This is a genomic window from Paenibacillus sp. 01L418 (assembly GCF_056400045.1).
This window is the reverse complement of the sequence record NZ_JBFTSN010000026.1, coordinates 1-14,967: the sequence shown is the minus strand read 5'-3', so window position 1 is coordinate 14,967 and position 14,967 is coordinate 1. Positions and strand designations below refer to the sequence as shown.

Genomic DNA, 14,967 nt, shown 5'->3' with positions numbered 1-14,967 from the left:
CGTGAGGGAGCCTCTGCTGGCTCCCTTCTTTATTTCCCAGACATACCGTGTGTCCTCAAGCAGCGATCCATACGCTCAAGCGCTTCGTTAAGCCTTGATACAGAGGATGCGTAGGAGCAGCGAATAAAGCCCTCTCCTCCTTGACCGAACACATGCCCAGGCACTGTAGCAACACTGGCATCAAACAATAGCTTTTGCGCAAATGCATCGGAAGTAAGTCCCGTATGCGCAATAGAAGGGAAAGCATAAAACGCGCCCAGCGGCTCATGGCAGGGCAGACCAATTTCCCTTAGGCCCTTAACAAACATCCGTCTGCGCTGCGCATAAGCCTCAATCATCCTATCCTTTTCATCTAAACCATTGCGAAGTGATTCTATCGCCGCAACCTGCCCAATAATTGGTGCGCACATGACGGTATACTGATGAATTTTGAGCATCGCTGCAATAAGCTCCGGATGACCGCAAGCATAACCGATTCTCCACCCTGTCATTGCAAAAGCTTTGGAGAAGCCGCTTATAAGCAGCGTTCTGTCCCGCATGCCTGGCAGTGAAGCAAAGCTTACATGTTTCGCATCGTAGGTCAGCTCCGCATAAATTTCATCGGATATAACGATTAGATTATTTTCTTCCACGACCTTAGCAACAGGAAGCCACTCTTCATAGGTCATGATCGCCCCTGTCGGGTTGTTCGGATAGTTTAAAATAAGCACCTTCGAGTGCGGAGTAATGACGGCTTTCAAGGCTTCTGCCGTTAGTTTGAAATGATCCTCAGCGAACGTTTCAACCTCAATGACCTTGCCGCCATTTAATTGCGCAATCGGCGCGTAGGCAATATAACTAGGAACAGGAACAATAATTTCATCCTCTGGCGCTATTAACGCCCGCAGTGCAAGATCAATGGCTTCACTGCCTCCAACGGTAACAAGCACTTCATTCAATGGTTCGTATTTCACTTGGAACCCATTGTATAAATAGTTGGCGATTTCTTCTCTAAGCTCAATAAGCCCTGCATTTGAAGTGTAGGAGGTTTTGCCCTGCTCTAGCGCACGGACGCAAGCCGCTCTTACATGCTCAGGCGTAACGAAGTCAGGCTCTCCAACGCCAAGCGAAATAATATCCTTATTGCCTTCAGCCAAGCTAAAAAATTTACGAATGCCCGAAGGCGGAATTTGCTGCACCATTGGTGAAATCATTTTGCTCATTGACCATGTCTCCATTACTTTTCCTCCTAAAATATGGATAAAAAACAAAAAAAGAGACCCATCCCTATAAAGGGACGAGTCTCTACCCGTGTTACCACCCTAGTTTCACGCCAAAAGCGCGACACTCTGCTCATGTATCTAGCAATACATGTTCCCGTTAACGCTGGAAATGCGGCAGAGCTTACTCTCGTTCAGCCTGCTTCTCGGAGATGGCTTTCTGCTACTACCCGAACGTTGGTTTTCAGCTGCCCCAACTCTCTGTTCGATCAGGCCCATAACGTACTCTTTCTCGTCATCGAATGTAAAAGCTATTTAACTTGCCATATGTGTTCATCAGTGATCTTAAAATTTTACCAATCGTACCATCAAAAACTCGGATACGCAATACCCATTTTTTAACGGATTAAAATCGATTCATTCATAGTTTAAAACTATAAAGTATATTTATATTATATATTTCCATTATGAAACAATCATCTATAATATACTGTTTAACTCAAGTGAAAATGACAAATCAGCACGCAGCCCACTATTCGAGGAGGCATTATTGTGAATGAAAATGTGAAAAAACAGTTTGATGCTGTCGCGCCTGAATATGGTCGTCAGCGCCGCCAACTGATCCCCTGCTTTGATGATTTTTACAGCATAGCAACTGACTTGGTTCACTGTGATAGCGATGCCCCGCGTATACTCGACTTAGGTGCCGGAACAGGACTTTTCTCATCTATGATTCGCAACAAATACCCAAATGCCAATCTTACTCTTATCGATTTGAGCGAAGAAATGCTAAAGGAGGCGCAATCTCGCTTCGGAGCTGACCCATCAGTCAGCTATATAGCTGCTGATTACTCAAGCTATCCTTACACAGAAAATTACGATGCCATCATCTCCTCCTTGTCCATCCATCACTTATCGCATCCAGCAAAACGCGACTTATTTCATACCGTTCATCAGCTTTTAAAAGAAGGCGGTAGCTTCGTTAATGCTGATCAAGCAGCCGGTACAACCGCTTATTGGGATCAATATTATATGTCGCAATGGACAACAGCCATCCGGCAAAGCGGGTTAACCACAGGTGCAATCGAAGCGGCCATCCAGCGCCGAAGCGTCGACATTAATGCCACTGTAGAGGATCAGCTTAGATGGCTGAGTGAGGCTGGTTTTGTTCATTCCGACTGCGTATATAAAAATAATGGCTTCGCTGTTTTTGCAGCATTTAAACGTAAATCCCATTTCGGACTGAATGGGACAAAAACACAATAATTACAAATTGCTTGCAATCCCTTTAATTCCTAGTATAATACTAGGTATATAAACAAAACGGAGATTGGAGCTGACCAGCATGACTTATTCCGAGAAACAAATTGCAGCAAAATGGGTTGATGATTATTTAGATCTTTATAACTTTGCTGTAATGATCGGAGATGCAGAGTGGCAGCAACAAATCCTTCAAAACCTGCGCGCCAAAGATAACCATATCCGCCTTGAAATCGAGCATGGCATTCGTGTCGATCTATGGCTTCGCTTCGATCAAATCAATCGTAAAATGCTTGATATTTACGAGCAGCTTCGGAATGCACATAATTCGGAGCAGCAGATTCAGCTAAGAGAAAAGGTTTGGGAGTTTAAGCTTCAACGGGTTATGATTGCCAGCAAGCTGAAAGCCCACTATGCGTTATAAGGCGAAGGTTCGAGGCGCAATGGTGAAGGTCTAGAAATAAAAAAAAGCCTGCATGCAGTTGGCTGCTCTGCTTAGCTATGTAGGAAAAAACGATATACGACGGCATGCCGCGAACAGCTCTGCCGATTATACTAACCGCTATGAATGGTCAGATTCATAGATGATTACATCGATACTTGCTCCATGTCACGCTTATTACTCCGCTTGGAATTATCGCGTTGCTAGGAAAAATAATTTTAAAATAAAAAGGCAGTTAAGGAGGCTAAAATAACCCTCCATTAACTGCCTTTCCCTATTTCATTTTTTATTCAGCTGCTCCCTGCTCGGGTTCCGCCTTTTCCTTATGCGCCTCAATAAAGCTTTGTGTATCATACAGCATTCCTGCCGCTTCAGCACGGGTTAAAACATGCGCTGGATCAAAGTTGCCCTTCTSATCTAGAGACGCAATCTTATATAGCAGTGAACGCTGAATGGTTCCTTGATACGCCGTCGTAATATCCTTTTCGTCCTKGATATTAATAAACATCTTGATCGTCGGATATTGACCGGTAAGCTCTAATGCTTGAACTAGATAATGCGTGAACTGCTCTTTAGTAAGTGGCGCTTGCGGATCAATATCAGCCGGGATGTCCAAACCGTTGTAGTGTGCAATGATGAAATCCTCCGCGTACCACGCATCGTTTTTCACCTTTGTATAGAAACCATCAGCGGTAGGCGCACTAGAAAAATCAATGGCTGCTAGGCTAATTTGCGTCGTTCTCACGATCAAAGAAATGCCTTGTGCTGCCGTCAAATTATCCTCTGGATGGAATGCCGTATCGCTCACTCCTTTAATAATTCCTTGCTGCTGCAAAGCTTCAATCTTTGCTTTACTGCCAATGTTTGCGATATCGCCAAATGGAGCCGCCGCGAAGGCTTGTGCTGCAATAGATGTAGAAAGCATGACCGCGATTGCTGTTATGGCTAAACTCCGTCGTTTCCTCATGGTCGTTCACCTCTCCTATAACATGATGTCCATTCTCTTATTCGAACGACCATAAGATAAGAAAGGTTGCAGTTATCCAGTATGAGAGCTTATTTTGCTGCTCGTGCCCACTTCTCTGCGCAGCCGCGCAAACAACAAGAAGAAGCCAACAATCCCGAGCGCAGCCATGACGCTGCATAATTGATACATCGCCTGCGGACCCATTTGCTCAAACACCCAGCCTCCGAGAAACCCCGCCGCAATGCCTGACAAGCCTCCCCAAGTCAGGGCATAAAGCGCTTGTCCCGATGCTCTGAATTCAGCAGGCACAAGCTGAACGGCCAGCTGCGTGCCAATATAATAGTAGCCGCCAAATGTTAAGCAGTGCAGCACTTGGATATAAATAATTTGCTGAGCAGTGTCTGCGTTTGACATCAGAAACCAGCGCAAGGCGAACAGGATGCTGATGACAACGAGGCATAATACCATCGTTTTTGTATTTTTTTTCAAATACCGATCAAGCAGCAAGAAGACTGGAATTTCAAATATGGATGACCAGAAGGCAGACCAACCGATTAAGGAAGCCTCTCCGCCCAATTCCTTAATATACAGCGGGATAAATGTCGTATTCATAGAGTTAGGAATGGAGATCACTAAACCTATGATTAAGAACAACAAGAAGGAACGGTTTACGAACATCGAACGGTAATTCACTTTGCCGGCAGGGGCTGCACCCTTCGCCTCGCCCTTTGGCAGCGTAAACGCAAAAGCAAGCGAGATAAGCATCATGACCGAATAAATAATCCAGAGACGCTCAATGCCAATTTGCCCGATCACAGGTCCAGCCACCAAAGCGATAAACGCCCAGCCGAGCGAGCCGAACAAGCGAAAAGCGCCGAATTTATGGTTCGTTCCTTCAATGCTGTTAAGAATGAGACTGTTGCTCTGTGAAAATAAAGGCATTTGAAAAAAGAAAAAGAACAGCATACAGGCGTAAATGATCGTATACGATTGATATAAAAAGACGAGCTGCATGACAAGCATGCTGCCAATAAGCATCACGATCAGAATTAGCCTGACATTGCGGAATCGATCGCTCAAATAACCCCATAGCGGGTTCGCGATGATGGAAACAATCGGGCCGCCGGCCATTAACGCACCAATCTCAAGCGTGGACATTCCAATGGATTGCAAATAAACGACAAAAAACGTACTGTACACAGCAATCGCGCCATATACAAAAAAGTTAAACGCTTTAATTAAATGAAATGTACGATTCTGATTCTGATTCATATCCAAGTCCCTCGTCTTGCTCTTTAGCTTAGCACTTCTTTAAAGCTCTACAGCAGAAGTACGTGCGCGTACAATAACTTCGTCCGCGCTAACCTCACGTCCAAGCTCCTCTGACATATAAATGCCTTCGCTAATGAGCATCGTATTCAGCGCGATTTCCGCTGTTGGCAGTAGTGGCACTCTGCCTTGCAGAGCTGCGATCCAGTGATGCTGAGATGAGCTGTAGGCATCCTCATTCTCATATAAGCGATTCCTGCGCAGGTCCATCATATCAAGGTCCAGCGTACTGTCCATATCCATATCACAAACCGTGTTATGGAAGCTGAAGGACTGAGCCCCCGCTCCAGTCTGCTCGTTCGGCAAGCGTACGCCACCCTTGGAACCGGCGATACTGCTGCCCTCGAAGCCGCCAAGATGAACAGCCCACGCCTCTACGATATCAAGCGTCAAACCACCGCTGAACCGAATCAAGCCTGTAGCTAGCTCCTCTACATCAAAGCCGCTTTGTTCCCTTCTCTCTTGCAGCATATCCGTCTCTTGATAAACTTTCCCTGAAATTCTTTCAACCTGCGGGTTGCCTAATAAATAGAGCAGCTGTGCAATGTGATAGACGCCCATGTCGAGCAGCGCGCCGCCTGCCGCTGTTTCCTTGCGTGTAAAATAAGGCGTGCCATAACCATCAACAAACGGTCGATTTCTTCGGCGAAAGCCTGACGAGCGGGCATGGTACAGCTTGCCCAGCATGCCGCCATCAATTAATGTTTTGGCAGCTTTCGTATCTTTACCATATAACGTGTAGAGCTGCACATGCAATTGTTTTCCACATAACTTCGCAGCATCGACCATAGCCTTGCCATCTGAATAGGTTCCTGCAATCGGCTTCTCACAATAGACATGCAAGCCCGCCTGCAGCGCTGCGATCGTTACCGGTGCATGGAAATTGTTGTGCAGGCACACGTCGACCGCGTCCAAATCATCACGCTTCAGCAGCTCTCTAAAATCAGAGTAGGCATGAGGGATATCATAATGCTCGGCAACTCGTTTTGCTTCTGCTTCATTTAAGTCGCATACTGCAACAAGCTCAGCGCCAGCGATATTTTTATATTTTTCGATATGCATTTTTCCAATTTGTCCTACGCCTATAATGCCAATTCGTATTTTATTCATAGTGCTGAGCCCCTCTGCCTGATTGTTGATCTGCCTCGATCAGAAGCTTCTTCACCTTCGTAATAAGCAGCTCCGTTTCTACGTATTGATTTTTTGGCGCATTATATTCTACTCCCCAATATCCCTTGTACCCTGATTCTTGCAGCATATGGATCGTCTCCAAAGCATGAGTACCGTCAGCAGTTTCTTCGTCAAAATGGGTATGGTACGCCCAAGGCGCAACGATGCTGTCTCCTTCTGCTTGATTCTCCTTCCAACGGCCTAAATGAACAAGAAAACCAAAGGCTGGATGATCAACTGCCTCTGCGAGACGTTTCATCTCATTCGGATTTAGTGACGCACCCATATGGTTCTCTGGTCCAATTAGAAAGCCATGGTCAGCCGCATATTGGGAAAACTCCTGGTATCTTTTTACCGTATATTCAAATTGCTCGTCGCTCATTGCTTCCCAATCCTCGTAGCTGCCTCCCGTATCAATACGGACGGTTTCTGCACCTAAAATAACGGAAGCTTTCAAATGAAGGAGAGCATTATCATACAAATGCTGTCTCATTTCCTTGTCTGGGTCCCACAAATGAGCACCGTCGATCGCAAAATTAACGACCCGCATTTCTTTTTCATCGAGCGCCTCACGTATTTTGCGAATATAGCTTTCATCGGCCAGCTTCATAATAGGCTTGCTGCTGCGATCTATAAAAAAGCCATTCCACAAATCGACCACATCCATCCGATACCGGTATTTTACCGTTTCCAAATATCCGAAAATATCCATTTTTCCTTCTAAATTCGTGTTGTTGAATGAATAACCTCCGATTGAAATGTTCATTGATTGGTCCTCCTATAAGTGAATAGATTTGCGAGCATACCCCCATTATAAACCTCGTTCAAAAAAGACCATGGTGCACTTTCTTCTTATAGTGGGGTAAATTTCTACTATTTCCTTCTTAAAAGAAGGAAAATTGGATTTAGGTGGTAATTTTCCTATCTTTACAAATTCGATACAATTTCTAAATATTGGGATGATAATTGATTGTTATGATCAGGTAGAAATAAACGATTCGTTACAAAATGTATTGATCTAGCGCTGCCTGGGAGGGATCAAGCCAACCGTATATACTGACCGAGTATGCCTTGGATTGTATTAATAAAAAAAAAAAAATACCCATTTGAGAAAGGTGACCCAATTCCATGCAAATGAAAAAAGCAATGGCAATCTCGATGATCGCAGCAGCAATTAGCGCATCAGCAGTTACTCCGGTATTCGCACAAACCGCTTCAGTAAAGCAAGCTGCACAAATCAGCACAGCAAGCTTTCTAGTAAATGCTAATCCAGTAACTGTTCGTACCGTTGTAGACGGCGGCGTTACACTCGCTTCTGTTCGGGACATGACAAACGCGATCGGCGCGACTCTTCACATCAACAGCGATCATACGGTAGTTGTAAAGTTTGGCGACAAAACGCTGAAGCTAAAAATCGCTGCAAAAACAATGAACATAAACGGTGTTGCAACTGCACTTCAACATCCAGCTATTGAAGTGGCTTACTCCACTTTCATCGAGCCTACAGCATTCGTTGAGGCACTTGGCGGCACTTACGAAGACAACAACATACATACGGTTCAATTGCTTGATAGCGCTGAGCATGCAATCTGGGTTAACTCCAAACAGCTTATCGTATCGAACACGGCTGGCGAAGGCCGCGAAGATTTCTTAGTTGATGCTGTTACTGGAAAATATGAGCTGCTTCTAGCATCCTCTGACACTTCCGATCTTATTTTGTCTCCTGATGGCAAAAGTGTAGCTTACTCCGATGCAAACGGTGCAGTATTCACAATCGATCTGAGCACAAAACAAGCGAAACAAGTAAGTACGGACAACTCGATCAAAAATGAGCTTCAATGGTCAAAAGACGGTTCTTCCATCTTCTTCTTACAAGGCGACAAAAGCTCTGTCATCGCAAAGCTTGCTATAGCTGACGGCAAAGTATCCAAAGTATTGGAAGATAAAGTAGATTACAAGGCAAACCTTGAAGTATCTGCAGACGGCACTAAATTCGCTTTCTACGTCTTCAAGCAGCCGAAAGTAACGGCAGACAGCAGCAAAGACGTTGAGCTTGATGATGTTGCTATTGATGCAACAGGCACTGAGCCGCAAATCTACTTCTATAATTCTACAGTTGGTGATAATAAACCTGTACAGCTGACAAAAGAAGCAACGGATAAAGTTTTCCTTAAGCTGGCAGCAGACGGCTCCAAAGTAAGCTATGTTAGCGTAAGCTCAGACGAAGCAAGCGTTGGTCAGCTCGTAACGGTGGACAATACAGGCAAAGCAAGCACGCCTCTCTTCGCTGACAAAGACGTTTACCAATTAGTTCAAGGCGGAAGCAAGCTCTATCTGCTTACAGCTGACGGAAACAGCACTAACGCAATCTACGAGATTGACAGTGCTACAGGTACGAACAAACTTGTGCAAACCGTATCGGACAGCGCAACAGAATTAGTCGTATCGGGCAGCTCCGATTTCGCAGCACTTATTGATGGTCAATTGGCAGTATCCGTTCAAGGCAAATGGAAAAACATCACAAACTAATTAATGGAGGTCATTCCTAATGAAATGGTTTAAACAATTAACAATCGCAGCGCTTATCGCTGTTATCGGCTTCAGTTCCGTTCCTGCATCAACACCTACGGCTACCGCAGCTAGCAAGCTTAGCGGCAAAATTGTCATCAACGGCTCCTCTGCTCTTCTGCCGTTGACACTTCAAGCATCAAGCGAGTTCAAAAAATTGAATCCAAAAGTAAAAATCTCAGCTTCCGCTGCTGGATCGATTACTGGACCGCAAGCTGTACGCAAAGGCATCGCAGACATCGGAGCAGTTGACTGGGACGCATCCAAAGATGTTCCAGGCTTCAAAAAATTCGAAGGCCAAGTTGCACATAAAGTAGCTATCATTCCTTTCGCAGCTGTTGTTAACAAAAACGTAACTGCAACAAACCTAACGACTAAAGACTTGCAAGGCATCTTCTCCGGTAAAATCAAGAACTGGAAAGAAGTTGGCGGCAAGGATGCTGATATCATCGTTGTAAACCGTACTTTCGGTTCCGGTACTCGTGTTAACTTCCAAGACAAAGCGCTTGATGGAACAGATTTCATGAGCAAAGGCGACAACTACAAAGAAGTAAAAACAAGCGGCGACATGAAGTCCGCAATTGAAACAACACCAAACGCTATTGGTTACATGGACCTTGCTTATGTAACAGACAAAATGACTGCTGTAAAAATCAACAACATCGAACCAACTGAAGCTAACGTTATTAACGGGAAATACAATGTATGGGGCTATGGCTACTATATGACAAAAGGCGAGCCAACTGGCGCTACAAAGGAATTTATTAAATACGTACAAAGCACAAAATTCCAAAATGGTTCGCTTAAAAAGCTTAAATTCATTCCGATCTCAGCTATTAAATAGTTAAAAACAAGAGGAGCGGTCGGCTTGCGCACAAGAGCGCTTAAGTCGATCGTTCTTTTCTTTCATCGCATGAATCATTATCCCCATTTATATTTTATTGCGAAACAAGCTTAGCTGCTCTAGAAACAGCTAGGGCGGGTTTCGCACAGAGGAGCCTATAATTTATGTTGGAGTCCACTCATGCTGCAAGGCAGCCGCGTCTCTCTTCTGAGCTCGGCAGCGCGATCTTGACTGGCAGCAGCAAGCCGTTTGACCGGAGATCGCGCTTGTTTTTCACGAATCGTATGTTTCGTTACTTGTGCATAGCAGCAGCCGGTTTTGTTTGCCTCATCCTCTTACTCATATTGCTGCTTATGTTCCGTACCGGCGTTTTGACATTCGGCAACATTTCACTAGCAGATTTCTTCTTTTCCACGGAATGGAATCCCGAAAATGAGCAATACGGCGCGCTTATTTTCATATTCGGCACCTTCGCCCTGACAGCTTTGACGCTATTAATCTGCGTCCCTATTTCCTTAATCATTGCAGTATTTCTGTCTGTCTTTGTACCGCCGTGGCTTAAAAACATGCTGCGTCCGGTTCTTGACCTGCTCGTCGGAATTCCGTCCGTCGTTTATGGCTATTTAGGCTTGACCGTTCTTATTCCTCTGATTCGAAATGTTACCGGAAGCGGAATGGGCGATGGGCTGCTTGCGGCAGCGCTCGTGCTTACAATTATGGTTCTGCCTACTGTAAGCCGTATAAGTGATGACGCGATTAGCGCTGTACCAGCCAAATTCAGCGACGCTTCCTATGCATTAGGCGCTACTCGTTTTCAAACCGTATGGAGAGTATTGCTTCCTTCAGCCAAAAGCGGAATCATGTATGCCGTCATTCTCGGCATGGCGCGTGCAGTCGGCGAGACGATGGCTGTCGTTATGGTTATTGGCAATACGCCTCAACTGGCAGACAGCTTGCTCAAGCCTACCTCCGTTCTTACGAGCAACATCGTTATGCAAATTTCGAATGTTCCTTTTGATTCCACTTGGAACTATGCACTCTACTTAATGGGCTTCTTGCTCCTTGTTATTTCGCTGCTTATGATCGTTGCCATTCGCTGGCTTCAAAGAAAGGGGTCGCAAGTATGAAACAAGCTTTAGATATGAACCCATTAGCAAACCCCTTTAGCAGCAAAAAAGGACTTAACCGCTTTAAAGACCGTCTGTTTACAGGTGTTGTTTGGTCGTTAGGCATTTTAATCATCGCTTTTATATTTGGCCTTCTTTTTCTAATTCTTCAGGACGGTCTTCCAAAAATAACATGGGATTTCATATTCGGCTTGCCAAGCGAAATTGAAGAAGGCGGAGGTATCGGCCCTACTCTTCTTAACTCCTTCTACATCTTATTTATCTCTTTGCTCATCTCTATTCCGCTCGGAATGGCAGCTGGCATTTATTTGGCCGAATTTGCGCCTGACAATAAGCTAATCGGCTTCGTACGCATTTGCGTGGAAGGACTCGCTTCCGTGCCTTCTATCATTTTCGGCTTGTTCGGTATCGCTCTATTCGTTGAATACTTCGAGATTGGCTTGACCATCCTTGGCGGTGCAGTCAGTCTAGCTTTTCTTAACTTGCCTGTACTAACCCGCGTAACAGAGGAGTCCATTCGCGCTGTACCGAAAGAGCTGAAGAGCGCTTCCTTTGCACTTGGCGGTACGCATTTGCAGACTATTACTCGTGCACTTATTCCAGCTGCGCTTAACGGCATCATCACAGGGATCTGCCTTGTTGCCGGTCGCGCATTCGGCGAAAGCGCCGTAATCATCCTAACTGCTGGTGTTACGACATCCGGTGAAATGTGGGATTTCAGTCTCTTCTCGCCTGGTGCTACACTTGCCGTTCATCTGTGGTATGTACAATCCGAAGCCATTGTTGGCGACGCTCAGGAGATTGCTCAAAAAGCGGCAGCCGTGCTCGTATTCGTTGTCCTGCTGATCAACTTAGTGTTCCGTATCCCGCTTTGGCTGAATTCCCGCCGTATGAAACGCTCTTAAAAACTAAGCAGCTCAAGCTAAAACGCCTTCGGCGTCCTTTGGAAGCTGAAGCAGCTTTGACGGAGAAATATAAGCCTTCTATAAATATCAAACTTATAAATTCTTATATTTAAACAAATAAGTGATCGAGCAACTCCAGTCTTAGCCCTCCCCCGGCCTAGGCTGGAGTTTCTTATTTGGAAAATTACTGTAAAAAAGGTTACTATCCGCAACGCCATACGCTATAATTAATGAGTATGCACATGATTAGAGATAAGGCGGTGCTGCCACAATGGCGAATTTACCTAAGCTTACTATTGCAAAATCAAATCTTGAAAGATGGCATGATGGAATATCGGTTCTACTCCTGCTCTCGTCCGTCATCTATTTAATTGTAAAATGGCCTGATCTTCCGCAAACGATTGCCATTCACTTTAACGGGAGCGGCGAGGCTGACGGATGGGGAAGCAAAGCAGCACTCGTCATTTTACCGATAATCTCATTCCTTTTATTTGCTGGGCTTGCGCATTTACGCAAAATTCCACATGAATTCAATTACATGACCACCATTACAGAGCAAAATGCTCCATACCAATACAAAACCTCCATCCTTCTGCTAAGCTGGATCAAGCTTGAGATTGTAGCCTTATTCGCTTATGTGCAATGGGCTGCCATTCAAGTAGCTTCCGGAGGCGCCTCTAAGCTTGGCATATGGCTGCTTCCTGTGATCCTCGTCATTCTTATTGGCACGATTGTCTTTTATGTGATGAAATCAAAAAAATAAACCTGCTGCGGCGTTCTACCATATTGTAGTTTCCATCTGGATAACTTTTTCTGATAGAATGAATAACACAGGCTATCTATCGGAGGTTAAGATTTTGGACTACATTATATTGGATATTGAATTTAACGGACGAAAATTCGCAAGCGAATTACCTATGGAGGTTATTGAAATTGGCGCGGTTCGTCTCAATAGTTCACTTGAACAGGTAGATGAATTTTCCGCATTGATTAAACCGATTTATTTCTCCAAGCTGAACAGCTTCATTAAGAAAAAAACAGGCATTCCACAGGAAGACATCGACGTAGCAAGCCGTTTCCCGAAAGTAATCGGGGATTTCACCGCATGGCTCAAAAAAAGCGACTCCTTCCTGTTGTTCACTTGGGGCGGCGAAGATTTGAAGAGGATCGTCTATGATACGCGCATGCATAAGCTCGATGACAGCTTCTGGATGGCTGCCGATTATTTCGACCTTTTGAAGGGTTACATTCGATATAAGAACGTAACGAACGATGTCAGCGTCGAAGCTGCGCTCATTGATCTTGAAATCACAGCTGAAGGCTCGGCGCACCGGGCACTCGATGATGCTCGTATGACGGCTGAGGTATTCCGCAAAATTTTTGGCGAGCTGGATTTCGAGCTTAAGCAGCAGTTCAAGGATATGTACACGAATGCAAAGGAACGCAGAATGGTTAAAAACGCGATTCGCTCAATGAACGCGCAAAAGATCGTTCCTCAATGGGAAGTTTTCGCGGAACGTTATTTAGCAGGCAAAGCCTCATTCGAGGATGTAAGAAAAGTGACGGAGCTTCAGCAGTATTTTGACGCAGAACTCGAGAAGGCTGGGAAAACTTCAGCTGGACAAGCCGGATAGCCGTAAGAGCTGTTATGTTTGATCATAAATATAATAAAGCCCCCTGATCCTTCCATTGCAGATGCTGCAAATGGACTCAGGGGGTTTATAAGTATGGGAGAAATTACAACGATGAACCGCAGCACCAAGTCTTTAGCTACTTATGAATTGTTATACATTATTGGTATTATCGCTATATCCTTTTCTTCCATTTTCGTTCGTTGGTCAAATGCTGACGTTGCCGTCATCGCCATGTACAGGCTCTATCTAACTAACCTGATCATGCTGCCGCTCGTCTTTAAATACCGCACGGAAATGTTCCAGCTCAGTGCCAAGCAGTGGAGACTGCTCACCCTCTCCGGCGTCATGCTCGGGCTGCACTTCTTGTTATGGATGGCTTCTCTGCGGCTGACCACGGTCGCAAGCTCTACCGTTATTTTGACATTGGAGCCTGTTATGGTTATGCTCGGCTCCTACTGGCTGTTCCGTATTAAAGCAAATCGCATGATGCTGTGGGGGATGGGGATCGCGCTGATCGGCTCCATCGTTATTGCATCGGGAGACTTTTCCCTCTCAAGGGATGCGTTGATCGGCGACGTTTTGTCCTTTCTAGGCGCAGCTGCTGTTGCTGTTCATATGATGATCGGCAAGGAATTGCGTAAGGATATGAGCGCATTTACTTATAATTTCTGGGTATTCGCACTTGCTGCGACTTCACTCGCCGTCTACAATCTCGTTCGCGGCAATTCCTTTACAGGCTACAGTCCGCAGGAATGGGGCATTTTCTTGCTGCTTGCGATCGTACCGACGCTGTTCGGGCATTACTTGTTCAATTGGCTGCTGAAGCATATGAGCGCAGCAGCCGTTTCCATGGCTGTACTGGGTGAACCCGTCATCGCCTCCTTGCTCGCTTGGGCTCTATTAAAGGAAGCATTAACGGCTTATCAAATGGCAGCCGGCGTACTCATCTTGTTCGGCGTGTGGCTATTCATACGTCATGGCAAGGAGTAGAAGCTAAGAGCTGCAGCAATTATCGAATTTTTAAAATGGATTAGATCCTCATAATACAAACAGCGGCAGATCTGGACGAGAAAATAAGTCCTGACTGCCGCTGTTTTATTAAGCTGTAGTGCTCCGTTAACTTAACCATAAGAAAGCTTGCTGCCAAAGCCAAACAGCTCCCTTTTCAGCTCAATTATCCTGCCCTTCTGTCTGAACAATCCCCTACAAATGCATGGTAATTGCACTATAAATCAATAATAATCCCATGAATATATTGAACTTTTTCTCATGTGCAGCGAGAAATTTTTGAAATAATGCACCAAAAACAGCCCAGCAGGATGTGGCTACCAGTCCTACAAAGGCAAGGAACATCGAAAACAATAATAAGCCTATATTTGATTTGTAAAATGGCATGATGAACGTCGAAATCGCTGTGATCCCGTATAATATCACCTTAAAATTAACGAACTGCAGCAGCATGCCCGATAAGAATGAATTCAGCTGCCCATGATTATCTCCATCACTACGGTGTGGTTTACTC

General features: G+C 45.1%; 15 protein-coding genes and 1 other annotated feature. Of the genes, 9 read left to right on the top strand and 6 right to left on the bottom strand.

Features of this window, described 5'->3' with window-relative positions; genetic code table 11:
• Positions 1–29 precede the first annotated feature (29 nt).
• Positions 30–1,217 carry an aminotransferase class I/II-fold pyridoxal phosphate-dependent enzyme gene (locus AC1DSE_RS05990; protein WP_477510801.1) on the bottom strand — a complete coding sequence of 396 codons (1,188 nt, stop codon included), beginning with the start codon at positions 1,215–1,217 and terminating at the stop codon, positions 30–32.
• 52 nt (positions 1,218–1,269) lie between these two features.
• Positions 1,270–1,507, bottom strand: a binding site (T-box leader).
• A 244-nt stretch (positions 1,508–1,751) separates the two neighbouring features.
• On the opposite strand from AC1DSE_RS05990, the gene AC1DSE_RS05985 reads away from it, so the two are divergent.
• Both AC1DSE_RS05985 and AC1DSE_RS05980 read left to right on the top strand, forming a co-directional pair.
• Entirely contained in the window at positions 1,752–2,465 is a 714-nt protein-coding gene (locus AC1DSE_RS05985) for a class I SAM-dependent methyltransferase (protein ID WP_477510802.1), read from the top strand.
• Between the two features lie 79 nt (positions 2,466–2,544).
• Positions 2,545–2,883, top strand: coding sequence for a hypothetical protein (locus tag AC1DSE_RS05980; RefSeq protein WP_076268806.1), 339 nt, complete (start codon positions 2,545–2,547; stop codon positions 2,881–2,883).
• Between the two features lie 304 nt (positions 2,884–3,187).
• Here AC1DSE_RS05980 and AC1DSE_RS05975 read toward each other — a convergent pair whose 3' ends face one another.
• The 4 genes from AC1DSE_RS05975 to AC1DSE_RS05960 form a co-directional block, all read right to left on the bottom strand.
• The gene (locus AC1DSE_RS05975) at positions 3,188–3,868 is read right to left on the bottom strand and encodes an S-layer homology domain-containing protein (protein ID WP_477527494.1); all 681 of its coding nucleotides are present in this window, start codon (positions 3,866–3,868) and stop codon (positions 3,188–3,190) included.
• Between the two features lie 72 nt (positions 3,869–3,940).
• Positions 3,941–5,140, bottom strand: coding sequence for an MFS transporter (locus AC1DSE_RS05970; RefSeq protein WP_477510804.1), 1,200 nt, complete (start codon positions 5,138–5,140; stop codon positions 3,941–3,943).
• 39 nt (positions 5,141–5,179) lie between these two features.
• Positions 5,180–6,307, bottom strand: a complete 1,128-nt coding sequence (locus AC1DSE_RS05965; protein WP_477510805.1) for a Gfo/Idh/MocA family protein — start codon at positions 6,305–6,307, stop codon at positions 5,180–5,182.
• The gene (locus tag AC1DSE_RS05960; RefSeq protein ID WP_477510806.1) at positions 6,300–7,133 is read right to left on the bottom strand and encodes a sugar phosphate isomerase/epimerase family protein; all 834 of its coding nucleotides are present in this window, start codon (positions 7,131–7,133) and stop codon (positions 6,300–6,302) included. Before AC1DSE_RS05960 ends, AC1DSE_RS05965 begins: the two co-directional genes overlap by 8 nt.
• A gap of 362 nt (positions 7,134–7,495) precedes the next feature.
• Here AC1DSE_RS05960 and AC1DSE_RS05955 point away from each other — a divergent pair, with 362 nt between their 5' ends.
• From AC1DSE_RS05955 to AC1DSE_RS05925, 7 genes are all read left to right on the top strand, one after another.
• A complete protein-coding gene (locus AC1DSE_RS05955) occupies positions 7,496–8,896 on the top strand; it encodes a stalk domain-containing protein (RefSeq protein WP_477510807.1) in 1,401 nt (466 codons plus the stop codon).
• A gap of 19 nt (positions 8,897–8,915) precedes the next feature.
• Positions 8,916–9,779, top strand: a complete 864-nt coding sequence (locus AC1DSE_RS05950; RefSeq protein WP_076268799.1) for a phosphate ABC transporter substrate-binding protein — start codon at positions 8,916–8,918, stop codon at positions 9,777–9,779.
• 164 nt (positions 9,780–9,943) lie between these two features.
• Positions 9,944–10,906, top strand: a complete 963-nt coding sequence (gene pstC, locus AC1DSE_RS05945; RefSeq protein ID WP_076268798.1) for a phosphate ABC transporter permease subunit PstC — start codon at positions 9,944–9,946, stop codon at positions 10,904–10,906.
• Positions 10,907–10,920: 14 nt separating this feature from the next.
• Entirely contained in the window at positions 10,921–11,811 is an 891-nt protein-coding gene (gene pstA, locus AC1DSE_RS05940; protein WP_441878872.1) for a phosphate ABC transporter permease PstA, read from the top strand.
• Between the two features lie 271 nt (positions 11,812–12,082).
• On the top strand, positions 12,083–12,574 hold the full coding sequence (locus AC1DSE_RS05935) for a DUF1648 domain-containing protein (RefSeq protein ID WP_477510809.1): 492 nt from the start codon (positions 12,083–12,085) through the stop codon (positions 12,572–12,574).
• Between the two features lie 94 nt (positions 12,575–12,668).
• A complete protein-coding gene (locus AC1DSE_RS05930; protein ID WP_076268796.1) occupies positions 12,669–13,445 on the top strand; it encodes a 3'-5' exonuclease in 777 nt (258 codons plus the stop codon).
• Positions 13,446–13,556: 111 nt separating this feature from the next.
• On the top strand, positions 13,557–14,435 hold the full coding sequence (locus AC1DSE_RS05925) for a DMT family transporter (protein WP_339209500.1): 879 nt from the start codon (positions 13,557–13,559) through the stop codon (positions 14,433–14,435).
• A 213-nt stretch (positions 14,436–14,648) separates the two neighbouring features.
• Here the strand turns inward: AC1DSE_RS05925 and AC1DSE_RS05920 are convergent.
• The coding region (locus AC1DSE_RS05920) for a LysE family transporter (protein WP_477527493.1) at positions 14,649–14,967 on the bottom strand (319 nt) is incomplete at its 5' end.

Coding starts and splice junctions, on each gene's coding strand:
- AC1DSE_RS05990 (WP_477510801.1), bottom strand. CDS start 1,217: ATGGAGACATGGTCAATGAGCAAAATGATTTCACCAATGGTGCAGCAA.
- AC1DSE_RS05980 (WP_076268806.1), top strand. CDS start 2,545: ATGACTTATTCCGAGAAACAAATTGCAGCAAAATGGGTTGATGATTAT.
- AC1DSE_RS05970 (WP_477510804.1), bottom strand. CDS start 5,140: ATGAATCAGAATCAGAATCGTACATTTCATTTAATTAAAGCGTTTAAC.
- AC1DSE_RS05965 (WP_477510805.1), bottom strand. CDS start 6,307: ATGAATAAAATACGAATTGGCATTATAGGCGTAGGACAAATTGGAAAA.
- AC1DSE_RS05960 (WP_477510806.1), bottom strand. CDS start 7,133: ATGAACATTTCAATCGGAGGTTATTCATTCAACAACACGAATTTAGAA.
- AC1DSE_RS05955 (WP_477510807.1), top strand. CDS start 7,496: ATGCAAATGAAAAAAGCAATGGCAATCTCGATGATCGCAGCAGCAATT.
- AC1DSE_RS05950 (WP_076268799.1), top strand. CDS start 8,916: ATGAAATGGTTTAAACAATTAACAATCGCAGCGCTTATCGCTGTTATC.
- pstC (WP_076268798.1), top strand. CDS start 9,944: ATGTTGGAGTCCACTCATGCTGCAAGGCAGCCGCGTCTCTCTTCTGAG.
- pstA (WP_441878872.1), top strand. CDS start 10,921: ATGAACCCATTAGCAAACCCCTTTAGCAGCAAAAAAGGACTTAACCGC.
- AC1DSE_RS05935 (WP_477510809.1), top strand. CDS start 12,083: ATGGCGAATTTACCTAAGCTTACTATTGCAAAATCAAATCTTGAAAGA.
- AC1DSE_RS05925 (WP_339209500.1), top strand. CDS start 13,557: ATGAACCGCAGCACCAAGTCTTTAGCTACTTATGAATTGTTATACATT.